Raw genomic sequence first — 25,751 nt, forward strand, 5'->3', positions numbered from 1 at the left:
TAATTCATTTTGAGTCCTCCTTGGTTTGGTTAATTTAGGAGTCGATCGATCGACATCCCGTATGATACCAAGGAGGCTCATTTTTTGTTAAGCCTCAAATTTTTTCGTGACAGGAATGCTCCCTTTTTTATAAATGTTAAGAACAAAGAGCAAGAGGGGGGTTCATAGATTTTCCGCGTCCCTTCTAGACACTGCCTAACGACAAATCCATAAATTAGACTTCTTGGGTCGTATAAGCATCCAAGGAAGGGCTTTCACCTTCGTGGGCTTCCGTTCTGTATTATCACATACATTTGATCGAGTGATACAGAATGATCTCCTCCTTCGTGCTTTTCTAAAACGTATGGCCATGTTACACTCGTTCACTTCAATTTCCACAGTGACACATGGGAACTTAAAACATATTGTTGTATATAATGAGTGAAAATAGTGAAATGATCTTAAACGGTCGCTAAATTTGTACATACTCAGCCCTTCTAAAGCATCTCAACAGAGGATAGATAACGGATATAAGCAGGACGAAATCGCAAAGAAGCTTAACGTAACTACTAGCAGTTATGGTTACTACGAGCAAGAAGTAGCTGCTTCATCATCTAGAAGTGTTTCTTGTACTTCTTTGCTTCCTCGCTATTTAATGTTTAGTCTATTATTTCATATAGCTGTCGATACTAGGTAAAAACTATAAACCTAGGAGTTGGCTATCCTGCGAAGGATTTTCAGGAAAAATATGATGTATTTCAATCCGCTTTAGAAATACCTGAACCATGGTACGTTTTTCATCATGAGCGAAAGAAGAAAAAACCCTGCATATTTACATAGAATATAGATCAGGAGATGAATTCTCATGCTCTAATTGTGGCAAATCCCATGATATACAGGATCAAGATCGTACTTGGATACACCTTGATTTTTGGCAATATCGCACACTTTTACACGCCAGGATGCCACGAGTAAAATGCGATGCATGCGGAAAAATACGTACTGTCGTTATTGATTGGGCACGCCCAGGCGCCGAATTTCCATTATTTTTTGAAAACCTCGTTTTGTCATTTATGATTGAGATGCCAGTAGCTGCAGTAGCACGAAAAGTTGGTGAACATGATACCCGTCTTTGACGTGTGTTTCACCATTATGTTGATAAAGCAATGGAGAACATGGATATATCTAATGTAACGCGAATAGCCATGGATGAAACCTCTCGTGCCAGAGGCCATAAGTATGTGACATTTTTTATTGAAGCGGATACCAAACGTTTAATATTTGCCACCACAGGTAAGGGTGCCGATGTATTACAAAAGTTCTGTCTGTTCCTTGATACGAAAGGAGTGGGCAATCCGTTCCCAATTAGAGCCCATGATTGAAGTTACCAAGTCGCTGAAAAGCATCAAGACGGTATCTTAAGATGGTTTATTACCAAAATAACCAATGGTTTGCTCCAAGAAGTAAATAGCCTGGTTCAAGCTGCCAATAGAAAAGCCCGCGGATACCATTCAAATGACAATTTAATCGCTATGGCATACGCCACAGTTAATAAGCTGGACTTGGTTCAGGAGTCATGACTATGGATGTTCCTTCGTTTGCTTGCCAACCAATTCCCTTAGCTGCTTTGGAGGTTATCAACTGGTCTCCTTGACTATCTTCAAAGCAGCTAAGACAATATAGGCAGCAAACAAGGAATGATAGACTATCATGAGTACTAGCAAGTTGTTTTTTCAACATTAAATAGCGAAGAGCCTCTTTTTATCGCGTTGTAACACCCTAATTGCGAGAGGAAGTAACATAAACTGATGACAAGTTTATTCAATTGAGTACCCATTAAATCCCCTCAGATGCCCGCGATTTCTTAAAACAATGGTGTCCGGCTTTTTAAAGTGAAAGGTCAATCGTATATCCACGTTCGCACTTGTCTCAATGATCTATTAAGATGGGGGGCATAATGTAAATTGTTTATCAGTGATTTTAAAAATACATTATTCTATCATACAGTAGCTACTGTTGAGCAATACCAATCTTTGAAAAAATAATATAAATTACAACTAGCGCTATAATGATTCCAAGTGAAACGGGATATAAGTATTTCCAATTTGTTATATCAACAGTATTATTTACTTTCAATACATAAGCTTTATCACGAGGACGTATTTTCCCTATCAAAAGCATAAGCCCTGTTGTCAATACAAAAAGTATTCCTAAGGTGTGAATATAGCTGATGCCTGTATTCCACCAAAACTGCGTAATGGCATATGTTACAATAAAGAAAGCGAGTCCGATTTTTGCGGCAACGGCAGGTACCTTTTTAGTCAAGTAACCAATAATAAAAATCGTCAATATGGGAACATTATAAAGTCCGTTTATTGTCATAAGATATTCAAAAAAACTGGTTGAAACCAGGTCAATCATAGGCGCTATAAAAATAGCAATAATGGCCAATACAATCCCAAAGATCTTACCCCGTTGAACCATCATTTTCTGTGATGCCTGAGGATTAATATAGGGTTTATATACATTTAGCATAAAAAGCGTTACTGAAGAGTTTAACGCCGAGTTGAACGTAGAAAGAATTGCTCCCGCCAACACAGCAGCGAAAAATCCAAGTAAAGGTTCAGGCAGAACGTAAGCAACCAGCTCCGGATATGCATCTTCTGGAATAAGGTCGTCTCCAAAAATATTAAATGCTATTATACCCGGCAGAATAATAATAATTGGTGTCAGTAATTTAAATGCTGCTGCAATTAAAACCCCCTTTTGCCCTTCTTTTAAACTTTTTGCTGCAATCGTTCGCTGGATAATAAGTTGATTTGTCCCCCAATAAGACAGTCCTATCAAAACCAATCCGGTAAACAGTGTTGAAAATGGTACGGGTTCTGAAGAGGAACCCACTGCATTCAGTTTTTCCGGTGTCTCGTTTACAATTGTTGCAAACCCATCCAGCATCGAACCGTCGCCAAGAAAACTAAGACCAAGAATCGGTATTAATAGGCCCCCGATCAATAGTCCAATTGCATTGACAGTGTCACTGATTGCTACAGCTTTCAGTCCACCAAATATGGCATATACCGCTCCAATTGCCCCAATAAAGATTGATAAAATCATTAAAGCGGAAAATCTATCGACACCAAGTATATTCTCAATATCGAATATACCATTTAATGCTAGTGATCCAGTATATAAAACTGGCGGCATAAGATTAAGGACATAACCGAACAGGAATAGGAAGGTCACTATTTGCTTTGTCTGTTCATCGTAACGATCGGATAAAAAGTCTGGAACAGTTACAATATTTCCCTTCAAATACCTCGGAAGAAAGAAAATTGCAACAATAATTAATGCAATTGCAGCAATCACCTCAAAAGCCATAGACGAGATACTGAACTCATAACCTTCCGCGCTTAGCCCTATTAGTTGCTCTGTGGAGAGATTTGTTAATATGAGCGTCCCCGCTATTACCCATGCTGATAGGCTTTTTCCTGCAAGATAGTACCCTTCCTCGGTATCAAGTTTTTCTTTTCGGGTATAGAAGTATGAAATAATCGCCACCAATCCCATAAAAAGAAAAAAAGATACTATTGTAATCGCAGACATATGAAACCCCTTTCATTATTATTTTTGTAATACCTTTTGGCAGTAAGAGATAAATTAAATAATCCTGGAATTTAAAAATATCGAATTACTTTGTATCACTTCCTTGTTAAATTTAGTTAGTCGGATTTCATAAATTGCATATTTGTATAAATCATCTGTTCCTCACGTGCCATCATATGGAATTTTTGTGATGAGAAATTTTCGTACATTAAATCCACAAAATGGCCGGGTCGCTCCGTATTATCCGCGAACATATCATAGTGGACTGGAATTGTTAATTCAAAATTTGCCTGATACGATAATTCAGCCGCTTCCTGGTAATTCATATTACCGACAGCCCCCCTCTCAAACCGGAAAGCGTTTCTGCCATTGATAGGAAGCATAGCAATATCGATTGGTTGTTCTTTAAGGTAGTCCAAGAGACCCGAATAAACAACCGTGTCGCCTGCATGATAAAAGGTGACTCCATTTAAAGTACCAATGTAACCTAAAAATCTGTACCCCCCATCGGGGATTTTTTCCAGATCTTCATGGGCGGAAGGGATGGCTCGAAAAGCAAGTTCCCCGATCGACTGCCATGTTTCATCTTTGATATCCCATATATTTTTCGCTTTAACATTACAATCCAAAAGCAGCTGATGGCAATAGGATGGTGCGATAAAAATCGTTTCCGGACTCATTTCTGCACAAATTGACACGGTCCCGGGATCTAAGTGGTCCGCATGATCATGTGTTATCATATAATAATCAACACCTTTGAGATCGTCGGGTTTATAAAATGGCTGATAAGTACGCTCAAGCCCATAATTTTTTTCAGCGTAATCGGATAAATAGGGATCGATGACCAGTGTGTCCTGTTTACCTTGGATAATCATACCAGCTTGCCCAATGAACTGCAGAATAACTTTGCCCGAATAAAGGTTTGCTTGCTTCAATTGTTGAATAATACCTATGTTGCCCATTTGTCATAACCCTTTCTTATTATTTGTCTCAAGGTAATGAGTTTTATATTTTTTGCAGAGTTCAGTTACTTTAATCAGAACCTTTACAAATCACCCGCGTTTGCCAAATGTCCACCATCAACGACAATGGTTGTGCCCGTGATATATGAGGCCTCATCTGAAGCCAGGAATAACACTGTATTCGCGACCTCCTTAATTGTACCGAGCCGCTTCATCGGTGTTCGTTGAGTGAGCTCCAAATTGCTGTCTCTATCCTTAAGTACCTGATCAAGCGGAGTATCGATAAAACCGGGTGCTACGGAATTGACACGAATCTGACTTGAAGCGAGTTCTGTTCCCATCGTCTGGGTAAGCGAGTTAATTCCACCTTTGCTAACATTGTAATGGGTCAATTGTGCACCAGCTGCCAGCCCGTTTTTTGAACCCATATTCACGATAGACCCAGCAATCCCTGTTTCCATCATTTTTTTGGACACGTGCTGGCCAACGATAAACATCGCTTTCAAATTGACAGACATAACTTGATCCCATGTTTCTTCGGCAATTTCAACAAAGGGTTCTCTGGTAGCTATTCCGGCATTATTTATGACGATGTCAATTTGCCCTTGCTTATCCCAAATAGCATCTAACACGGCTTTCGTTTGTTTGATATTCGACAAGTTACACTCCTGAATCGCGATATTCTCCGGATAATCCTTATATATTTTTTGATTAAGCATGTCTGCTTTGCGTACATCTATAATGGTAACATGTGCCCCTTCTTCGACGAATCGTTCGGCAATCCCCTTGCCTATTCCGCGGGCACCGCCAGTAATGATGGCATTTTTCCCTTTCAGTCGCAATGTTATCTACTCCTTCAATCCGACATAAGTTTGAATTAAATCTATATAAATTTTAGCTGTCAAGTGAAGTTCACTGATTTCTACAAACTCGTCATCCGCATGTGCCTGTTGTTGGTCTGGGCCCGAACTTACAACTGGTATATTTAAGCCATTAGCGATAATGCCGGCATCTGTTACCAGTTTTTTGCCGACGAACGGTGCGTCCAGTCCACGTATCTTTTTAAGTGAGCTGGCAAGTACGTCCAGAATGTCTGCATTTCTGTCAACACGATACCCATCCCTGACTTTGCGCATATCGACGTGAATATCGACACCACATTTTTGAGCCACTTTATCCATCAGGGATTTTATTTCCGCTTCCACATCCTCAAATGTTTGCTCAGGTCCATAACGGCGTACTCCCTCAAGAGTAGCTGTTTTCGGCATCTGATTATATAATTCACCGCTTGTCGCATTTCCGATGAAATACGAACCGTAGCCAATATCTTCAATATATATGTCATTTAGTTCCTTGTTTTTCTTGTCCAACGAACGAATAACATCACTCATAACCGAAATCGGGTGTGGCGTACCTTCGGGAGTATAGAGTTGATGACTTGGATTACCTTCACGTTCAATCGTCAGATTGAATGTGGCGGATCCAATCTGTGCAACCGTACAATCGTACGTCGCGCCTTCCATAACAACTGCGGCATCTGCCATCAAGTCCTCCGCTTTTTCCACGAGTTCTGTAAGGTCTTCGCCGCGTCCATCGGGGCTTTCATGCAGACTATTGGCGATGATGATGACTTCACCTGATACCTCCGCTTTTGATGTATGAATAGACCGAGCAACTTCCAGAATAGCTGCCAGTGAACCTTTCATGTCACAAGCTCCACGCCCATAAATTCTTTCATCCTCGACATAAGCACCGGATTGTTCAAGCGGTACAACGTCCATGTGACCGTTAAAAATCAATTTTTTTTCACCTTCTTTGGCTTTGCCAAAGTGTGCCACTAATGTGGGGTTATTTTTGATGAATTCATAGCGTGTAACGGTACACCCTACTTCTTTCAGCATCTTTTCATATGAATCTGCGACTTGTACTGTATTTCCAGTAACACTTTTTGCTTGGACAAGTTTCAGCGTGTCTTCAATAATATTATCAATATTTATTTCTATCATAATCTTTGTCACCTGCCTGATTCGTTTTGATAAAAGATTAATGGGATTCTTTAAAACGAATAAATGTTACTTTTTTTACCAGTCTTTTATATCTGGCATGGACACTGTTTTGCCGCCGTTGGAAATTGATTCTTCTGATAAAATACCCGGAATGGTCATACCAAGTGCGCGATAAACGTCAATCGTCACAGGTTTACCCTCGACGATTGAGCGGATAAAGTCCTGTATCATTAAATAATCGCCGCCCCAGTGGGAATCATCTTCTTTTGAAAGTTCGTTGATATCAAATGGAAGATATTTTGAAAAAAAATCGGATAACGGCTGCCATGTTTGACTATTTGGTGCATAATCCTCCAGCCATACACGATGAATATCGTGGTTGGAGCGATACGCCTCATATACACCTTTTGTCCCTTGGAGTGAATAATAGCGCATGTGATGCGGACGCCGTGACAGCAAATCCTGTCTAATACGAATAAGCGCTCCACTTGACATTTTACAAAGCATCGTTGAAGTGTCATCATGTTTATACCCTTTGTAGCGTGATTCACCTGACCCAAGACATAAAATATTATCGATGTTTTCATCAAACCACCCAAGAACCGGTCCGAGACTATGCGTACCATATGTGATTCCGGGGCGCCCTACCTGCATCTTCTTGCGCCACGTTTCATTACCATATTGGTCATGATGCAAATCATGGACATCATGCAAATATTCGCCTTCGCCGTAATAAATATCGCCGAAAAGTCCTGCCTGGACCATATTATAGATACAAATGTTTTCCGGAATATAACAGTAATTCTCGCCCATCATATATTGTGCATTACTCCGCTTGACAGCAGATAACAATTTACGGCACTCGTCCAGTGTTAATGCAGCGGTTACTTCCGAAAGAACATGGATGTCCCGATCCAATGCCTGAACAGCCTGTTGAACATGAAACTGCATAGGCGCTGCAATGGCAACGATATCAATTCCCGTGTCAAGCAATGCTTCATAATCAGTTACAGCATAATCGACCGACCGTTCTTTCTGAAATGTTTCCAAAACGGACTCATCCGTGTCCATCACACCAACAACTTTGACCTCATCACTTTTGGAAAACTCGTCGTAAAATCGTTTACCTCTTTCCGCACCTGTGATACCTACTCGAAGTGTCATAGCATCAATCCTTTATTTTCAAAAATTACAGGCACATGGACGAGACTATCCACGTGCTTATTCGTTATTTCAATCCTTCGCGCTTCTCCCAGCCTTCCCGGAAAAGAGGTAGGAAGTGATTTTGCGAGTAAGGATGCTCTTCCACCAGATCTACATTCAACTCCGTACCCCAGCCGGGACCATCCGGAAATTGAATATGGCCATCCATTACTTCGACGTTGTTCGTCAATATTTCTTGCGTCCAATCTTTGTTAAAGTCATCGAAAATTTCATGTAAATAAAAGTTTGGAGATGCTGTGTTCAAATGGCCACAAACAATCGAACAAAGCGGCCCTTGTGCACTGTGTGGCGCAATAACCGCATTATGTGCATGGGCCATGCCAGCCACCTGTTTTGCAGCCGTTATCCCCATATACTGTGGCTCCAGCTGAATGATGTGGACTGCATCGTGAGACATCAATTCGGCAAATTGCTCACGGGAATGATAGTCCTCTCCACAAGCGATCGGCACAGGACTTCTTTTGGCAATCTCTACCATAGAAGAAACCTTTTGAGGAGGGACTGGCGCTTCAAACCATGTTGGATTGAATTGCTTCATCTCCTGAGCAAATTGAAGCGCTGTGTGAACAGAAAAACGATTATGCCCCTCGATAAGTATATCTGCATCATTGCCAACTGCATCTCTGACTGCCTCAATGATTTCGAGGGCATAATTGAATTCCTTTCGCTCCACAACACGCCAAGCCGTTCCAAATGGGTCAAATTTCAACGCCGTATATCCCGCGTCAACCACTTCTTTGGCATCATTGTAAAAACCTTCCGGTGTGCGAGAGGATTGATACCATCCGTTGGCATAAGCCCTTAAATTATCATGACATTTGCCGCCGAGCAGTTTGTACACGGGTAGATTAAGTTTTTTGCCCATAACATCCCATAAAGCATAATCAATACCCGAAATAGCCGCTCCCTGAATCTGACCTCCATCGGTAAAATAATCGCGGAACATCCGCAGTGAAAGTTTTTCCACATCAAATGGATCCTCACCAATCACAAATCGTTTCAATTCATGAATAGCCATTTCCACCGTTTTCGCAAACCCATTCAGGGTTGCTTCGCCGAGTCCTGTAATCCCCTCATCCGTCTCAACGTGTGTGAACACCCAATTCTTCCACTCATTTCCCACAATATAGGTTTTAACATCAGTTATTTTCATATCTAAGGTCCTTTCAGTTTTTTATTTGATCATTTCTTTTAATACTTTCTCGCTGATTTCCAGTGTGGTATCGATATCCCCTTTGGTATGGCTATAGCTAATATGGTTTCGTTTCAGATTCACCGGCATTTCGAAAACACCGTTATCGATTAGTTTCCTGCGGTATTTTACATAGAAATCCCCATCATTATGCTTTAAATCCAGATAGTTCTTTGGTTCAAAATTCATAAAATACGATGTGTAGACCGAACCATATCCGGTGACGTACGATTCAATACCCAAACGGTCGTAGATTTCCCGAAGTCCATTTCGCATGCGATCGCCCAAATTAAAAATATGATCATGTACCGGTTCATTTTCCATCATTTCAATCGTCGCCAGTGATGCTGCAGTTCCAACAGCATGTCCGTTGAACGTTCCAGCGAACCATACGTCTCCGCCCGGGTTGGTGTTAAAGCGTTCCATATATTTTTTCTTGCCGCCGATTGCGGCCATCGGGAAACCGTTCGCCATCGCCTTACCGAATGTAGTTAAATCTGGTGTGACTCCCGCCGCCTCTTGGAAACCTCCGAGACCATGACGGAACCCTGTGATGATTTCATCAAAAATCAAAATGATTCCATTTTCATCGGCCAAATCGCGTAACCCCTGTAAGAACCCATCTTGTGGCATGATGCACCCGATATTATGCGGAATAGGCTCCAGAATTATTGCGGCTACTTCGTCTTTATTTTCTTCAAGTGTCTGTTTGACATTTCCCAGATCATTGAAACGACAGACAAGTGTGTTATCTATCGCTTCATCCAATATACCTGCCGACCCTGGATCGCGTTCCATGACCTTATCCCAATCGCTGAGCATATTCCGTGCAACATAATCGTGCCATCCATGATAACAGCCTTGAAATTTGATGATTTTCTTTCTTTCTGTCACTGCACGCGAAAGCCGAATCGCATGGTAAGTGGCTTCAGATCCCGCGTTACAAAACAGCACTTGATCGACAGAAGGGATATGTTCATTCAGTTTATTCGCAAGCTCGATTTCCAGGTCGGTCGTCCCCACCCCAAACAAATCGGTACGCTGTAGTACATCAAACACCCTGTCGTTCACCGTTTTGTAATTATGTCCAAGAATGAACGGGCCGAATGCAGCCTGGTAGTCAATGTATTTGTTATCATCAGCATCATAGATATAGGCACCATTGGCTTTTTTAAAGACAAAATGTGGATCTACATATCTATTAGCTGTGTGTGTACCGCCAGGAGCAGTCTTCATCGCATCTTTATGCAACGCTTCACTCTTATCGTATTTCATTCTATTCAAGCCTCCATTTACATATTATTCTTACATTCCATATATTAACCATAAATCCTATATTATGAATTGTCAATAATGTAAGCGATTATAAGACTTTTAAATTTAAATATAAAAGACTACTATATGATGAATTAAGAGTTAAATTCAGCATATTGAACATTCTTATTGTTATGATATGATAGAAGAAATCATCTATTGGAAAGGAATTTTCATTATGGGAAAGCAAAAAGAATACTCGGTTCCGGCAATTGAACGCGCAATCACTATTTTAGATACGCTCACTAAACGTAACCTGACGAGCAACAAAATTCATCAAGAATTAGGTATACCTAAAACAAGTGCATTTGTTATTTTAAATACCCTTGAGAAACATCATTTGATTGAACAAAAAAAAGATAACACATACAAACTCGGTCATCGTACTTTTCAATGGGGTATGCATTTTTACAATGAAATCGATCTTGTAAGGATCTCCAGACCTTTCATTGAACAATTGGTAGAAAACACTCCTTACACCGGACACTTGGCTATACTGACTGACAACCTGCCAGTCTATATTGATAAAGTCGAAGGGAACGGATTTGTCCGTTTTGCCACCTCTATTGGTCAACAACTTCCTCTCCACTCTTCCGGTGTAGGCAAAGTACTGGGTGTCAGCTTGGATGAACCATCCATTTTAGCTGCGATATATCGGTACCGTGACACTACCGATGATGCAGAAGAAAAATTTAGACAGTTCAAAGAAGATGTCACCTTTATTCAAAAAAACGGTTACTCCGTTGAAGACGAAGAAATGGAAGACGGTATTCGCTGCTTAGCCGTTCCGATATATGGCCCAAACGAAGAGATTCTTGCTGCTATCAGTATTACAGCAATATCCAAAGACCTTCCAATTGTTAGTTTTAGCAACTGGGCTATGAAAGCAAAGAAGGCGGCTTTAGAAATCTCCAAAAAACTCGGATATTTAAAGTCTGATGATTGATGGAAAAGTTAAAGTAATGAAATGATAATCCGAGCACATGATGATTGATTTATGTATACTCAAATCATTGCTTATTAAATGTATCTAAATATCCATAGTCAACTACATTAAACAAAAAAGGGGGGACACCCTTTTTTGCTGATATTTTTGTTTAAATAACTGCTAAAAATATTAAAAGTAATGTGCCTATAGGTCAGTCTACAGTTGATGGCAAATATTTCAAATTATTCTTTTTTCAAAAACCCTACGTTCTTCTTCCAGTTTCTTTAACGCATCCTTATGAGAAAGTTTACGTTTTGGTGTTAAGTAACTGACTATAACACATGTCAAGAACGCAATGACTAAGGAAGGTATAATCGGATTTCCCCAAAACGACATTAAAGAATCATTTAGTATTACTATGAAAGACGTCATTGAACCTGAAACAACAGCTGCGGTACCGCCCTGCCACGTAGAACGGCCCCAAAACTTTCCGGTCACGGCAGCTACGAACAATCCAGACATAATAGTTGAGCTCATATTTTCAATGTATTCGATAATATTGGTCGAACCAATTATAAACAGCAGTGACAACCCAATTGAAAAAAGCAATCCTATTCTTGAATATAATACCGTCTTTTCACGAGGAGGTAACTTTCCGGTGAAAACTTGATAAATATCTCTTACCAAAATCGTTGTTGATGCTATAGCATCGGAGTCTCCGGAAGACATCGTGGCTGCTAAGCCGGCTACCAATAAAAATGCTCCAATCCATACTGGGAAGAGTTCAGTAATCATAAAAGGAAACGCGAAGGCGCTATCCATCATATCTGGGTTTATAACTCTTGCGGCCATCCCTATAACTGTTGGAATAACAGTAAACAAAACTGCAACAATTCCTGATATAATAAGGCTTTTTTTAACTACGGAAATATTTCTAGCAGAATAGATTCGGTGGCGATAAGCTGGAATGACTAATACTGAAATAACAGTCACTAAAACAAGTGATACGCCTGGTATAAGACCTTCTTGTGTAATGCCAATAAATGACGTCATCTCATTAGGTAAATTTTCTCCAAGTCCTTGAAAACCACCAACCTTTATAAATGCAAGAATTCCAAGTATTATAAATCCAATAAATAGGATGATAGCTTGAATGACATCGGTATATACGACAGCCATATACCCACCAATTACTGTATACAAGGCGAAACCTAGTGCTGTGACTATCTTTGCTATCGTGGGATCAATACCCGTAATCCAGCTGAGATAAATACTTCCACCTAAAATATGCGTACCTAGCCAACCAACTTCTGCAAAAAATAAAATTATTGATGTAAAACCTTTCATCTCTTTACTAGCACCATAATAATAACTTATTTCTTCTGAAAATGTCATAAAGTTCTTATTCCGTGCATCTGAAAACAACCAAACAAGCATGAACATTCCAATTCCAAGTCCTATCCCAAAAAATGCGCCTGCCCATCCTTGGATGTATGCTTGCTGAACCGCTCCCATACTTGAACCAGTTCCCACAGCTGTTGCAACTGTTGTACCAACGAGGAGAAGTACTCCTAAATCTCTACCGCCCATTAAGAAATCTTCCCCAGATTTAACACGTTTGGATACCCATATACCAATACCTATCATCAAAAAGACAAACATAATAAACATTAGCAAATAGATTAATTGATTTCCAGTCATGAATTTACACCCCTTCTATTTTTCTTTAACGCATAAATAGTTTTACATACCGAAAATCCAGCTAATCATAACGTTGTAAAATCCTTATTAGGGTCTTTTAGTGAATCAATAAAAGTTGTCCTGAAAGAGAACAGAAGTATTTTCAATTAGCTATATTAATATGATCATTTACCCTTTTTTTCTCGGCAAAAGAATTAGCATTTTCGTCGATTGTGTTTATTCACTGATTCATATATCCAAAGGAAAGAGTTTTTACGTGTGTAATCGCTTTCAAAAAGGTATCTTAAGCACCCGGCTAGATTGTATTAAATATCCCCCAATGTCACCGTCATCTGTTGAGACAAATTTTGAAACCAGAGGTGGAGGGAGCGGCTCATCTCATAATTAAAAAACGGTAGACGAGTCGCTGCACTGAAAATATCGATTCTTTTAAAAGATGTCAAATAATTTTTGGGAATTATAGTAAAGTTAAATTAATTTTGTTGATAATGATAACCTCATTTAATGTAACGTTTTACTCAGAAATAAACGTATTCCTTAAAGCACCAAGATGTTCCACCTCTACCGTCACTTCATCGCCTGGCTGCAAAAAGACACGCTCTTCTTCCGGATTGCCAAGAACGACGCCCTCAGGCGTTCCTGTGAGAATTAGGTCTCCTGGTGTAAGCGTCATATAATCAGAGATGTAGCTCAGGATTTCGTCACAATTAAAAATCATATCAGATGTATTTGAGTTTTGTCGTTCCTTTCCATTTACAATTGTTTTTAAGTTGAGATTATTTGGATCAGCAATTTCATCTCCAGTCACCAAATATGGACCAATTGGGCTAAAATTATCGCAACACTTCCCCAGGAGCCACTGTGAACTAACAAATTGTAAATCTCGTGCAGACAGATCATTTGCAGTCACATAACCAAACACATAATCGCGTGCCTTTTCTTTTTTTACCTCTTTAGCATTTTTTCCAACAACAATACCAAGCTCAACTTCATAATCCAGTTGACTTGTTTTTTTGGGGATCTTCACACTTTGTTCATGGCCAGTCAGTGTGTTATTGAATTTATTAAATAATATCGGTTCTTTTGGATGTGGTGAGTCCGTCTCGTCAGCGTGTTTCCGGTAATTCAAACCGACACAAATAATTTTACTTGGCAAGGGAACCGCAGATCCCCAATCGACCACTTCTTCATTGACATATTGTGAAACGTCTGATGGCAAGTTATCTATGTACTGTTTCAACACTTTTACAGCTCCATCCCCGCCTTTAATCATTTGCATCATATCATTTGGAACGGTTTTATCTGGGTAAACATCAAGCGTCGCATTCAAATCAAGAATACCCTTTCCCGTTTTGACCCCAAGTACTTCTTTCCCATTTTGCAGCATATTTACTAATTTCACCCTGATCCCTCCAAATCCTGTTTGTTTCGGAATAAAATCTTACGGTTAATTTCCATTCAGTATAATGTAATACCTTATGAAAATACTTTCCATTACAAAAAACACTGTCTCCCACTCAACTGATATTCCTTAAACACTTGTTCATAACAAGCAATTATAATGTTCCACATACAGAACATAATTCATTATATAAAATTATTGTATAGATAATTATTTAATTTGTCAATAAATTTTGCAATGTACTATTTTTAAATCTTAATTTTTTGATCTTTTTTAATACCGGAACGTGAATATGGCCCAAAACATTTTGTGCAGGGCAAAAAGGAAACAGCTTGTTAACAACAAAACATATAGACACGGGACATGGCTTCGTAGAGAGATGGATTGCTGTCACTAAGAAACGAAAAGTTGTTAATGGTGATGTAATTCATTAGACTAATCAATATTAGCCGCCATAACATCCTTCAAGGGAAGTACTATATTCTCCTCATTATTAAAATGCAATGCTCCGGCAATCCTTTAAATAAGGGACCAAAAATAACCCTTCCATGCTTAGCCAGGCTAAAGGGGGGTGTTTTTATCCCGTGCCGTCCCTTCTTGTTGGGATCCGATCTAATGTGCCGCGGGGAAAACCTGCCTGCTCCATATGGAGCAAGGGAAAAGCTGGAGATAATTTCAAAGGCTTAACTATTGCTAATTATCTCGTTCAGATTGTGTAAGATTTAGCTCGGCTTTTGTGCGTTTAAATGGCATGATATCCTTCCTAAACATGGGTCTTGGTTAAATATTATAGAATCTTTTTTCGCAAAGATGAATAAGAGCTTTCTTCGGCATATCCGTGTAAAATCAAAGGAAGAGTTAAAAGAGCGAATCGAGCTATATCTCTAGGAAGTAAATGAAAATCCTGTCCCATTTAGATGGAAATACGGTTTGGAATCAGCAAGTAAATAGACACCCTTATATTAATGTTATTTATGAAACGAACTACTAGACAAAGCATAAAAAATAACATCCCCCTCACCCGCTCCGAACCTCCGCCAACAACCGCTCCATTTCCTCCATTCCAACCTCCGCTTCACGCGATCCTCTTGCCACTCTTTCCTGCTCACGCTTCTGATTCGCTTGGCGTTTTTGCTCCTTGAACCAGTCTGGCACGACCTCTCCGGAACCGGCGCTATTTTCATGTCGACGCTGTCCTCTTTACCCTCGCTCCTGCCGACTCCGGCGGAATGCGGCTTCTTCGGCTTTTGCTGCTTCGACGCTGGTGATGCCTTTCTTCGCCCAGGCTTGCAGAATGGCTTTGACGTAACTCCAGTTGCTCTTGCCACGCTCCAATGCTCGTTTCATAGCGTCCAGTACGAGCGCTTCGCCGAGGTCCCCCACCCAATGCAGCAATGCGTCCGCTACAAATGGGCTGATCGGTCCGAAATTTTCCTGGTAAAACACGAATGCGCCAGCTGTATTATCTGTATCATCAATTTGTTTCGTATCATTTGGTTTCGTTTTGGCTTTCGTTTGTTTAACTAATGGGGCCGTGGTTCGGTTTGCATTCCGGTCCGGGTGTTGGCCCGGTACGTGGTCCGCGCCTTGATCCTCTGCGTGGTCTATCAAGTGGTCCGCTCCCCGGTTCGTGTATTGATCCGGCCGGTGAGCTATTCCACGGTCAGGAACATCTACCGGATTCTGATCTGTCCAGCGCTCGTCTTGCTCCGGCAACCGCTTCTCAACAGAACATCCCACGGGCTGGTGGCCACCTTCATGGCGAAGAGCTGAATCACTGCCGTACCCGTCATTCACGTGATCATCAAGCGCGCCATCTCTACTACCGCTGAACCCCTCTTCGACGCGACCGGGGCTGGCATCAATGCCTTCCTACCCTCCACATTAGACTAGTCCCACCATTCGATACTCGGGTGCCTGGCCATTCCCGTAGGATGCAAGCGTTATATAGCCTTTATCCTTCAATTCCGTCCTGGCGCGTTTGAATGAATTGTCTGTGAGCCCTGACTTCATGCGCAGTACGGGGCTGCGACGGTAAAAGACTCGATCCACATAGCTTTATTGTTGATATGCATCAGTGCATGCCAGAGTGTCACTGCGGATGCAGATAGTAGATGTCGCTCAAGGCAATCGTAAAATGCGTTGATTTCTTTTATGTAATTCATCATGATCATCCCTTCAATCATATCCGCTGCATGGTCCCCCGCGCCGGGCCATTCGAAATGGCTGCCGTCCGGGGAACACACACAGCGGACTTATTTAGTTAAACAACTTGGCTAACGCTTCTTTGTCTTGCTGCAATTTCTTCCTGGCTCCCCGGCCCCCAGCTTTTCACGGCTTCAATCGTGACTCCTTCCTGCCGGGCAATTTCCTTTAACGACATGTCATCCATGATATAAAACTGTACCCATTTCCATTGGTTGTGCATGAACTTGTCGCGTATTCGGTTCCAAAAGATGTCGTTCCCTTCTTTCTCTCCCGGTGCGTCCACCCGCTGACTGTCAGCCACATAGCCTTGATCAGCAGCATAGGATACGGATTGGGAGGCTAGCAGCTGGTGGTGGCTTTCTTTTGTCTTCTAGCGGAACATGTCGATGAAGCGGTTGCGGATGGTGTAGTTGAAGTAGGTGCCAAGCGGGCCCTTGGTCGGATCGCATTTTTTGTAGGCCATCCACATGGCGTAAATGCCTTCCACATAATATTCCCCTTGCCCATCGTGAATGCCGAACTTATGCATGTGGTAGTGGATGCGCTGTTCGTTCTGCCGGAAAATCGCCTCAAATGATGGCTTGTCTTGGTCGTGCATGTTGTACTCCCCCTTTGTTACCCCCCCTGATGTCCAGTAAGAAAAAGCTTAGTAGACTACCTCTTTATACCTATAATCGAAAGTATCGAGCATTTGGGGCATAGAAATGAAAAATATTTTTTAATTTTTTTCACTTAAAGATGCCCCTTTTTCCGGATTCGTTTTCGATTATAGGGGTGAGGAAGGTTGGATATTCGTCAGATAGATAAGTTGTTCCTCTGTTCTGATAACCATTACAACCATTCGTGCTTGTTGTTTACTGCTGCAAAAGGGCTTTTTCTTTTCCTGCTCTTCATTCTGTTTAAACATTTGATGATTTTGGTTGGTGGATAGACCTTGTTCAGAAGTAGAGTAAAATACTACACCTAAAGACAAAAGGAATCAGAGGACTATTTAAGTCAATCTATATGGATCTTTGGCCTTTCTTCCGATCTTATATATAAATCATAATTAGGAATCTCGAGAACTCCCGTTTCCACTATAAAATTCGACAAAAGATCATATTATTCCTCGTATTTAGCAGGATTTCATAACATCTGTGTCGAAATACCTCTATTAAGAAGAGTGAGTCAAGTTTTTGCGGGAAGTTTCTCTCAACCTTTATTTTGACTTTTTATGGTAATTATTATCGGATACCTTAATGGCTCATTTTCAGATTGTGTGGGTGGACCGCCCCCACCACCCTTGACCTTGTTTGTGTCCATGGTCATGTTTGGGCGGCGGATGAAAAAAATTCAGCCTTAAAGGTCTTCCATCCGCTCATCCAGCGTACCATGGACAATCGCTTCTAAGTTCCACTGGTGGAGGCCCTGACCCCTTCCAGTGATCACTAAGAAGCGGCACGGCGGTCAAGGGCAAGCAGCTCCGCTGCGGTTATGCCGCGATTTCTTCAGAGTGCTCTTCGCTTATTAACCCGTTCACTTTATGAGTACCATTATCCGTGCTGCCCTATTGTAAACCGGCAAGTCCTCGCAAGGCTTCTGCCGTATAGTTGCTTTGCTCCCGGCCTTCCAATAAAGGCAGCCGTCCTTTAATAGCCCCCACAGACTGTCTTGTCTTTTGTTTCAATAATTGTTTGAATGAAGCCTTTTCTTCCTGGGAACTGTCGTCCTGATGATCACTTGTCGTCAGGTCAAGCGCCTCTTCCAGCGTGCCATCAAAGTGGTGAATGATAGCTCTTACCATGGCTTCTAGTCCACTTACAGACCAACTGTAACCCATTTTCTTCAGGCGTTTGGAGAAGAAATTCATGTTCGATTCAGCTGAACCCATCGGACACATCCAATCGGTCTCTATACCTTGTTCACGCAGCCTTTCCCGATAATCCCGGAACGCCTCCTGATGGTCCAAAACGAAGGTAATGCTTTGTCAAAAAGTAAGACACTTGAATAATCGGTTATCACACAGACTGTTCGAACCTTGAAAATGTAATAAAAAACGAAAACTTCATTGAGGTGAATGGGCTGACAAGGTTATGTGAAAATTACTGCCATTTTATGTACTTTTTCCTTGCCAAACTCACCTCCAACAAGCTCGATTTCCATGCCTGTTACCAAAAGACGAGGAGCTATCTCCATGGATCTAATTTATCCTATTTCCAATTCCCACAAAAACAACTTTGTTACAGCCTTGTTTACTTCGGATTACATTCTTCTGAAATTAAAACCGGTCCGTAATAACCATATTCTGTTAACCCGATTTTTTTAACAGGAGGTCTTGATCGCTCTCGTTAGATGTAACTGCACTAATAACTCCCATAACTACAAACCCGGCCAGAGAACTGAAAAACATTGCCAAATAAATGTTCTCAACTACATTAAACGAGGTGAATACGACATAAAATGTTGTCCCTGTAATTAATGACGCGATGGCGCCGTAGTTATTGGCATGTTTCCAGAAATAGCCCAGGGTAATCGGTGCGATGATTCCAGAGATAATCGCTGAAAAGCTAAACTGAATCAAAATCGACAATGAATCCGGACGTTCCAATGAAAAATAGAGTGATACCAATCCGACAGCAATCAGGGAGACTTTAGCTGCTCTTACAGATTTTTGCTCCAGCTCAGCATCTGAAATATTTTTCATAAAAAGTGGTGCCAGAATCCGATAAAAGTCGTTTCCAATACTGGTTGTAATCCCTAAGTACAAACTGTCCGTGCTTGATAAGATTGCTGAAATAATTCCGACAATCATTATCGCGGCAATCGCACCAGGGAAAGCTTCAATAACGTACATCGGTATCGCAGAATCGGCACTTTCCAAGGCCGGGAACAGTACACGTGCTGCCAGCCCGCCAAGTACCATTAATGTGGAAATGATGCACAAAATAATCCCGGCAGACATCGTAAATGGAGCAAGCTCTTCTTCGGTTTCAATTGATAAGACTTTGTTTAATAGATGAGGCATTAATACAAAACTGAATAACATAAATTGGACCGCCATAATCGCAAGCACACTATTATATGGGCCATCTATACCGACAATACCCGTTAAATTCGGATCTACCGCCTCTAATTGATCTGTCAATACGCCGAAGACATTGAATCCACCACCGATTGTCCAAAACAACGATACCATAATCAAAATCGATGTCACTGCCATTAAGATTCCCTGAATCCCATCAGTAATCATTTGAGCAAATGCGCCGCCAAGCCCGATATAAAGAATCGTAATTGTCACACCAGCGACAATTCCCCATTCATATGGGATGTCAATCACTGTCTCAAATATCGTCGCAAGACCAACGTTTTGCCCGACAATATAATAAACATTAAATAAAATTAATACGGTAACAAGTACTTGTAACGTTTTTGAATTGTAGCGTCTTCCCAGCCATTCGGGCAGTGTTGATACACGCCCGAGTTCTTTGCCGTAACGCCAAAAGGCTTTGGCAAATAGCAATAAGGCAATCCAGGAGACGCCAAAGCACCCCAGTGTATACCAAAGAACAGAAGTCCCGTATTCATAAGCCAGTCCCGGTACACCAATAAACAAATTCGCACTGGCGTAGGAGGTAGCAAAACTGGATCCAACCAGCACCGGACTTACCTTCCCCCGAGCTGTCGCAAAGCCATTCATTGATTGACTATGAGCACTCCCCCGCTTGCCAATCCATGTAACAAGCGCAAAATAAATGAGCAATAGAATAGAAACCGTCCATAACAAAACGCTCGAGCTAGTTATCATACCTCAGTTTTCCTCCTTACTGCCGACATAAATTTTTCTCCATAAAACAATACCGATTACCCAGCATACAGCGACTAACAGGAAATAAGTCAGGATCATGGCGTCTCCTCTCCTTTTGCCTTGAAAAAAGGCAGTACTTCACCTTCAATTGTCGTAAAGCAGACTGAAACCTGCATTTGATAGGTAATCTCACTTGGTTCTATCAGCAAATGGGTCAGCATTGAAGGGCCGTCTGCCAATTCCACCACACCGACAACATACGGTGTCTTCTCCTGCCAGGCAGGGTGACCTGTCCGATAAATGATGCTCCATGTTTTTAACCTGCCCTGTCCAGATGCCTCTTTCCAGGTCAATTGATCACTAAAACAATGCGGGCAATGTCCCCTGGGGTAGAAGATAGCCCGGCTGCAGTCATCACAAAACTGAAGTGAAAATCTACCTTTGGCGATACCGTCCCAAAAAGGCTTACTTATTGACGTCTTGACAGGTTTCGGTAATAAAATATTCATAATACACCTCCCAAAACAAGTGCTGTGGTTTCACTTAAAGTTGCCCCATTACCCGTAACAAGTGCGTGTCTGACGTTTGGAATTTGTCGTTGCTCTGCATCACCACGCAATTGATGGACGGCTTCAACCACATGTGACATGCCCCCGGCTAAATCAGCCTGACCAAATCCGAGCTGACCGCCATGCGTATTCAGCGGATAGTCTCCATCATGACCAAAACGATGACTTTCAATAAAACGGCCAAATTCACCAGGCCCACAGAGACCGGTACTTTCCAATTGCGTGGCGACAACACTGGTATAACAATCATATAGGGACAACAAGTCAATGTCATGACTATCAATTTCCGCTTGTTCAAGGGCATATGGAATTGAATATTGAAATGGCAGATCATCAATGTCCGGTGCCTGGCTTACTGCACGATGGGTGATTTTTTCGCCTGCCCCTTTCAGATAAACGGGTTTGTGCTTACCTTGTTCCGCACGATCTTCAGAAGTAACGATTACTGCTGCCCCGCCAGCAACCGGCATCACGATTTCCAAAAGATGAAGGGGATCAGCAATCATTGGGGATGCAAGAATGTCATCTAACTCTAACGGCTTGCCGTGAAATATCGCATTTGGATTGAGCTGGGCATTTTTTCTGGACCAATAAGCAATATTTGCGAATTGCTCTTGAGTCGAACCGTGTTTTTCCATGTGCTGCCGCTTCAATAATGCATAAGAAGTGTTGGCACCTAAAGCTCCAAATGGTACATCGAATTCCCGAATTGGATTGCGGTTTGGTGAACGCAATGTTTCACCTTTTTCATTTTTGTTCGCTAATACGCATACGACGGTTTCACACATACCCATTTTAATAGCAGCTGCTGCCCGCCAAACCATTCCCGGTCCGGTCGCTCCGCCAAGGTCCACCATATTCGACATTGTTGGGTTGATGCCTAAATATTCCGATACGGTTGCAGGAACGTGCTGGGGGGTCTCGCCAACCTGTGGGCCGACAAGTAATCCGTCAACCACATCTTTGGAAATACCAGCATCCTTAATTGCCTCCCGCACTGAATCCGCGATTAAACTCAGAGTTGTCTTCCCTTGCGAATAGCGTTCCGGTTTCAGCTCGCCGATACCAATAATTGCTCCGTGAGGTTTACGCGACATTAGTAATACTTCCTTTCTATCAATCTTGTAAAAGCCGCTAAACTGTTTGGATTGCTTAGAGATGCGTTATTTTTCACTTCATTTCCCAGCGCTTTCGCTTTTGCTGCGCCTTCTACTTTTTTTCCATTAATCGTATATGGGACTTCGTCTACAAAGTAAATCCGTTTTGGAACGTGTCTGGGAGATGCATTCGTCCGAATTTGCTGACGAATCTCTTTGATTAACAGTTCGTCCTGTTGTTCAGCCACAAGACAAAGGACTATTTCTTCGTCGTTATCAACAGGAAGTCCAAAGACTATAGAATCCTTAACTAGTACATGCTGCTCGACAACTTTATAAATTTCCGCTGTACCGATCCGAACGCCGCCAGGATTTAGCGTTGTATCTGACCGTCCATAAATAATAAATGTTTCATCAACTGTCTGCTCCACAAAATCACCGTGTGTCCAAATCCCCGGCCATTTCGAAAAGTAAGTTTGTCGATAACGTTCATCTCCGCCTTTTCCGTAAAAGGTGATCGGCATGCTTGGTGCTGGCTGGGTACAAACGAGATCGCCTTTTTTGGCATAAACCGACGCTCCCCTTGCGTCAAGAACATCGACGGCCATCCCTAACGCCTTGCAAGTAATTTCGCCTCTGCGGACAGGGTGAACCGGTGTGCCCATTACGAAACAGCCAATAATTTCAGTTCCCCCGGAGATAGATGCAAGCACAATATCTTGTTTAATCGTTTGATATACCCAATCGTATTGATCAGCACTTAAAGGCGCACCACAGGACAAAATGCTCCTCAGCGTTTCGAGCGGGTAATCCTGTTGCAGTTCAACATTATTTTTCATCAGTGTTTCTAAATATTTTGGGCTTGTTCCAAAATGGGTAACTCCTGTTTGATCGGCAATCTGCCAAAGGTGTGTGATACTATCAGTTCGAACGGGAGAGCCATCATACAACAGAATGGCCGCTTCACTCGCCAATCCTGTCACAAGCCACGGATACATCATCCAGGCAGTATTGGTATACCAAAAAAGAACATCATTTTTGTGCACATCACTATGCAGCTGGTGCTCCTTGACATGCTGAAGTAAAGTGCCGCCAACAGAATGGACAATAGCTTTTGGCAACCCGGTCGTCCCGGACGTATATAAAATATACAGTGGATGTTCGAACGGAACTCTGGTATACTCAGGTACTTCCGCCTGATTATCACATAATGATTCCCACGTACGCGTATCAAGCTCATCCGATTCAAGCTCTCCGTTCAGTGTAATGACGGCAGTTAAACTGTTGATTGCATCACTTGTTTCGTTGATCTTGTCTGTAATATCAAACGGTTTTTGCTTGTATTGATAGGAAAGTACAGAAAACAGCACTTTTGGCTGGGCCTGTCCGATACGATCAATCATGCCTTTTGCACCAAAGTCGGGGGAACAGGACGTCCACACCGCACCAAGTGAAACCGTTGCAATTAACGCAGCGAGGCCTTGAATGTTATTGACAGTCACCCCAGCAACCCGGTCACCTTTTTCAACACCCAATTGTTTCAATCCCGTCTGTGCTTTAGCGACAAGTTGTTTCAGTTCTTTTAACCGAATCAAACGCTGCACTCCTGCCTCATTTGCCTCATAGGCTACAATCCGCTCATCCTCACCCCTTAGTAAATTCTCAGCGAAATTCAATTCTGCTTCAGGGAACCATTGAACATCAGGCATAGAATCCGACGGTATATAGATTCGCTCTCCTTTTTTACCAATTACTCCAGCGTAGTCCCACACTTGTGACCAAAACTCATCTAAATGAGCAATGGACCAGTGGTGCAGCCTTTCATAAGGAAAAAGAGGCTGATTGGCAAATGCTGCAAAAGCGTTGATATGTGACTGTTCGATATCTTTCCGGGCTGGCTCCCATAGTATTGCGGAACGTTGCTGCGTCAGTTGCGTTGTCATGCGGATTCTCCTTTCATTTTCGGTACTTCTATTAAGATAGCGAATGCTTGACCGCCACCGCCGCATAAAGAAGCAATTCCTTTTCCGCCGCCACGTCGCTTCAATTCATGTGCAAGCGTTAATACGAGCCGGAATCCGGTACCGCCTAATGGATGACCGATCGCAATTGCTCCACCGTTGACATTGACACGATCGTAGTCAATACCTAAGTCGCGGCAACTGGCAATGACGACACTGGCAAAAGCTTCGTTAATTTCAAACAAATCAATATCATCTGTTGATAATTGATGTCTTTCCAGCAAATGGTTGATCGCTTTAGCGGGTTTTGTTTGTAAGCTGGCATCCGGTCCTGCTGTTTCACTCCAATCAATGATCTCGGCAAGCGGGGTTCGATGTAGACTTTGTGCTTTTTTCTCTGATGTGACAATACCGACACTTGCGCCGTCCGTCATTTGCGAGGCATTCCCCGCTGTAATTGTACCGTCAGGGGAAAAAGCAGGTGCAAGATTAGCCAGCTTGTCAGTGGTTGTATTCGCACGTATCCCTTCATCTGCTTCCAAAATACCGGTAATAGGAACAATTTCTTCAGACAGTTCACCGGATGTTTGGGCTTCAGTCGCCCGCCGCTGGGATTGCGCTGCATATTCATCCTGTTCCTCGCGGGATATTTTATAGGTTTGGTTGTACTGGTCAGTTAGCATGCCCATTGGTTGATCCGTCAAAGCACACCACAAACCATCATGCTGTAACGTATCCTTCAGCTGTGTATTTCCAATTCCGCTTTGCATTCGAACATTCGCGGTATGCGGGGCGTTCGTCATCGAATCAAACCCGCCAACAAGATATAAATCGCCTTCATGCAACTGAATTCGCCGCGTGGCATCTGCGATCGTTGCGAGTCCTCCTAAACATACATTATTTTGTGTAATTGCAGGCATTTCCGGGTCTATTCCAGCGTGATAGGCAACTTGCCTTGCGGGATTTTGTCCTGCTCCAGCCTGGATGACTTGCGCAAGCATGGCTCCGTCTGCTTCCTCAGCTTCGGGATAACGATATAATAGTGCTGCCACTACGCTTTTACCAAGCTCGACAGCGGATAGCTTGGAAAGTGCGCCTTTCCACTTTCCAAAAGGGGTTCTAAACCCATCCAATAAAACAGTTTTCATCATATCTGCCTCCTATGATTAAAAGTTTTTATATTGTCGGTCCTTAATAATAATTTTTTACTCAATTTTTATATGTCTCTGTTTTATGTCGCAGGCGTATCTTCACTGTTTTCAATGACAACACCAGCAGAAACAAGATTAACGGTATTCGCAACCGTATCCCCCACAGGACAGTGCTGTTCGACAAATTCAGTGAACTGCTTCACTTTATCCTCCGGTGCATCGGTTTTTAAATGCAGCTTATACCTTATATCGGAAAAACCCGGACGTACATCTGCTTTATCCAGGAAACCATCCAAATCGATGTCCCCTTCCAGCTCGATACGCAAATCTTCTATATTAACACCAAACTTATCCGCGTAGGTCCGTGCTGCAATCGATTGGCATGCCCCAAGTGCTGAAAGAAGCAGCTCGACAGGATTTTCGCCCGTGTCGGTACCTCCCAGCTCTTCTGGCTCATCAACAATCACCTTATGTCCTCTTGACCGCGTCTCAACCTGCAAATTTTCACCTAACTGTGCTGTAGCTTTAAACGTTTCCAATGCCATTGATAATTCCCCTTTCATTTTTTGAGATTAAATCTGAATACGCTCTTACGCCAATTTTTCTCCACACATCCCCCCTTCAACGTCAAAAACCCTTCTCCAAAAGAGAAGGGTTCGCAAAAACAGCT

At 42.1% G+C, this 25,751-nt stretch carries 24 protein-coding genes and 1 pseudogene; 5 read left to right on the forward strand and 20 right to left on the reverse strand.

The features are described from left to right. Positions 1 to 896: 896 nt before the first annotated feature. From E4U82_RS20650 to E4U82_RS20660, 3 genes are all read left to right on the forward strand, one after another. Entirely contained in the window at positions 897 to 1,115 is a 219-nt protein-coding gene (locus tag E4U82_RS20650; protein ID WP_425339528.1) for a hypothetical protein, read from the forward strand. A 69-nt stretch (positions 1,116 to 1,184) separates the two neighbouring features. After that, the gene (locus E4U82_RS20655; protein ID WP_425339529.1) at positions 1,185 to 1,361 is read left to right on the forward strand and encodes a transposase; all 177 of its coding nucleotides are present in this window, start codon (positions 1,185 to 1,187) and stop codon (positions 1,359 to 1,361) included. A 69-nt stretch (positions 1,362 to 1,430) separates the two neighbouring features. After that, positions 1,431 to 1,559, forward strand: coding sequence for a hypothetical protein (locus E4U82_RS20660; protein WP_425339527.1), 129 nt, complete (start codon positions 1,431 to 1,433; stop codon positions 1,557 to 1,559). Positions 1,560 to 1,989: 430 nt separating this feature from the next. Here the strand turns inward: E4U82_RS20660 and E4U82_RS13985 are convergent, their stop codons facing one another. The 7 genes from E4U82_RS13985 to E4U82_RS14015 form a co-directional block, all read right to left on the reverse strand. Further along, on the reverse strand, positions 1,990 to 3,582 hold the full coding sequence (locus E4U82_RS13985) for a solute:sodium symporter family transporter (protein WP_135110792.1): 1,593 nt from the start codon (positions 3,580 to 3,582) through the stop codon (positions 1,990 to 1,992). Between the two features lie 116 nt (positions 3,583 to 3,698). After that, complete coding sequence (locus tag E4U82_RS13990; protein ID WP_135110793.1) at positions 3,699 to 4,544, reverse strand: MBL fold metallo-hydrolase; 846 nt, start codon at positions 4,542 to 4,544, stop codon at positions 3,699 to 3,701. An 83-nt stretch (positions 4,545 to 4,627) separates the two neighbouring features. Further along, on the reverse strand, positions 4,628 to 5,386 hold the full coding sequence (locus E4U82_RS13995; protein ID WP_167751430.1) for an SDR family NAD(P)-dependent oxidoreductase: 759 nt from the start codon (positions 5,384 to 5,386) through the stop codon (positions 4,628 to 4,630). 6 nt (positions 5,387 to 5,392) lie between these two features. After that, positions 5,393 to 6,550, reverse strand: a complete 1,158-nt coding sequence (locus E4U82_RS14000; protein ID WP_135110795.1) for a M20 family metallopeptidase — start codon at positions 6,548 to 6,550, stop codon at positions 5,393 to 5,395. 75 nt (positions 6,551 to 6,625) lie between these two features. Further along, positions 6,626 to 7,714 (reverse strand): Gfo/Idh/MocA family protein, encoded by a 1,089-nt coding sequence (locus tag E4U82_RS14005; RefSeq protein ID WP_135110796.1) that lies wholly within the window; start codon positions 7,712 to 7,714, stop codon positions 6,626 to 6,628. A 64-nt stretch (positions 7,715 to 7,778) separates the two neighbouring features. Further along, complete coding sequence (locus E4U82_RS14010) at positions 7,779 to 8,927, reverse strand: mandelate racemase/muconate lactonizing enzyme family protein (RefSeq protein ID WP_135110797.1); 1,149 nt, start codon at positions 8,925 to 8,927, stop codon at positions 7,779 to 7,781. A gap of 21 nt (positions 8,928 to 8,948) precedes the next feature. After that, positions 8,949 to 10,241, reverse strand: a complete 1,293-nt coding sequence (locus E4U82_RS14015) for an aspartate aminotransferase family protein (protein WP_135110798.1) — start codon at positions 10,239 to 10,241, stop codon at positions 8,949 to 8,951. Positions 10,242 to 10,458: 217 nt separating this feature from the next. Between E4U82_RS14015 and E4U82_RS14020 the strand changes: the two genes are divergently transcribed. After that, the gene (locus E4U82_RS14020; RefSeq protein WP_167751431.1) at positions 10,459 to 11,226 is read left to right on the forward strand and encodes an IclR family transcriptional regulator; all 768 of its coding nucleotides are present in this window, start codon (positions 10,459 to 10,461) and stop codon (positions 11,224 to 11,226) included. A 219-nt stretch (positions 11,227 to 11,445) separates the two neighbouring features. Here the strand turns inward: E4U82_RS14020 and E4U82_RS14025 are convergent, their stop codons facing one another. Together E4U82_RS14025 and E4U82_RS14030 are read right to left on the reverse strand one after the other, a co-directional pair. Then, positions 11,446 to 12,909 carry a sodium:solute symporter family protein gene (locus E4U82_RS14025; RefSeq protein WP_135110800.1) on the reverse strand — a complete coding sequence of 488 codons (1,464 nt, stop codon included), beginning with the start codon at positions 12,907 to 12,909 and terminating at the stop codon, positions 11,446 to 11,448. A gap of 514 nt (positions 12,910 to 13,423) precedes the next feature. Next, positions 13,424 to 14,311 (reverse strand): fumarylacetoacetate hydrolase family protein, encoded by an 888-nt coding sequence (locus tag E4U82_RS14030; protein ID WP_135110801.1) that lies wholly within the window; start codon positions 14,309 to 14,311, stop codon positions 13,424 to 13,426. Positions 14,312 to 15,073: 762 nt separating this feature from the next. On the opposite strand from E4U82_RS14030, the pseudogene E4U82_RS20335 reads away from it, so the two are divergent. Further along, positions 15,074 to 15,199: pseudogene (locus tag E4U82_RS20335) on the forward strand (IS630 family transposase); the annotation flags it as partial. A gap of 129 nt (positions 15,200 to 15,328) precedes the next feature. On the opposite strand, the gene E4U82_RS19975 reads toward E4U82_RS20335, so the two are convergent. The 11 genes from E4U82_RS19975 to E4U82_RS14085 form a co-directional block, all read right to left on the reverse strand. Beyond that, positions 15,329 to 15,466 carry a hypothetical protein gene (locus E4U82_RS19975; protein WP_167751432.1) on the reverse strand — a complete coding sequence of 46 codons (138 nt, stop codon included), beginning with the start codon at positions 15,464 to 15,466 and terminating at the stop codon, positions 15,329 to 15,331. A 45-nt stretch (positions 15,467 to 15,511) separates the two neighbouring features. Further along, positions 15,512 to 16,051, reverse strand: coding sequence for a DnaD domain-containing protein (locus tag E4U82_RS14040; protein ID WP_167751433.1), 540 nt, complete (start codon positions 16,049 to 16,051; stop codon positions 15,512 to 15,514). A gap of 523 nt (positions 16,052 to 16,574) precedes the next feature. Next, a complete protein-coding gene (locus E4U82_RS14045; RefSeq protein WP_135110803.1) occupies positions 16,575 to 16,820 on the reverse strand; it encodes a hypothetical protein in 246 nt (81 codons plus the stop codon). Positions 16,821 to 16,889: 69 nt separating this feature from the next. Further along, the gene (locus E4U82_RS14050; protein ID WP_135110804.1) at positions 16,890 to 17,117 is read right to left on the reverse strand and encodes a sigma factor; all 228 of its coding nucleotides are present in this window, start codon (positions 17,115 to 17,117) and stop codon (positions 16,890 to 16,892) included. Positions 17,118 to 18,065: 948 nt separating this feature from the next. Beyond that, positions 18,066 to 18,467, reverse strand: a complete 402-nt coding sequence (locus tag E4U82_RS14055; protein ID WP_167751434.1) for a UPF0236 family transposase-like protein — start codon at positions 18,465 to 18,467, stop codon at positions 18,066 to 18,068. 339 nt (positions 18,468 to 18,806) lie between these two features. Then, positions 18,807 to 20,303: a sodium:solute symporter family protein gene (locus E4U82_RS14060; protein WP_135110806.1), complete on the reverse strand. Its 1,497-nt coding sequence runs from the start codon at positions 20,301 to 20,303 to the stop codon at positions 18,807 to 18,809. 95 nt (positions 20,304 to 20,398) lie between these two features. Beyond that, entirely contained in the window at positions 20,399 to 20,812 is a 414-nt protein-coding gene (locus E4U82_RS14065; protein ID WP_135110807.1) for a Zn-ribbon domain-containing OB-fold protein, read from the reverse strand. Next, complete coding sequence (locus tag E4U82_RS14070) at positions 20,809 to 21,969, reverse strand: thiolase family protein (RefSeq protein ID WP_135110808.1); 1,161 nt, start codon at positions 21,967 to 21,969, stop codon at positions 20,809 to 20,811. Before E4U82_RS14070 ends, E4U82_RS14065 begins: the two co-directional genes overlap by 4 nt. Beyond that, complete coding sequence (locus E4U82_RS14075; protein WP_135110809.1) at positions 21,969 to 23,912, reverse strand: acetoacetate--CoA ligase; 1,944 nt, start codon at positions 23,910 to 23,912, stop codon at positions 21,969 to 21,971. Before E4U82_RS14075 ends, E4U82_RS14070 begins: the two co-directional genes overlap by 1 nt. Further along, on the reverse strand, positions 23,909 to 25,078 hold the full coding sequence (locus E4U82_RS14080; protein WP_135110810.1) for an acetyl-CoA C-acyltransferase: 1,170 nt from the start codon (positions 25,076 to 25,078) through the stop codon (positions 23,909 to 23,911). Before E4U82_RS14080 ends, E4U82_RS14075 begins: the two co-directional genes overlap by 4 nt. A gap of 83 nt (positions 25,079 to 25,161) precedes the next feature. Then, a complete protein-coding gene (locus E4U82_RS14085) occupies positions 25,162 to 25,626 on the reverse strand; it encodes an OsmC family protein (protein WP_135110811.1) in 465 nt (154 codons plus the stop codon). Positions 25,627 to 25,751: the final 125 nt, after the last annotated feature.

Source organism: Lentibacillus salicampi (assembly GCF_004565465.1).
Classification (GTDB): Bacteria; Bacillota; Bacilli; order Bacillales; family Amphibacillaceae; genus Lentibacillus; species Lentibacillus salicampi.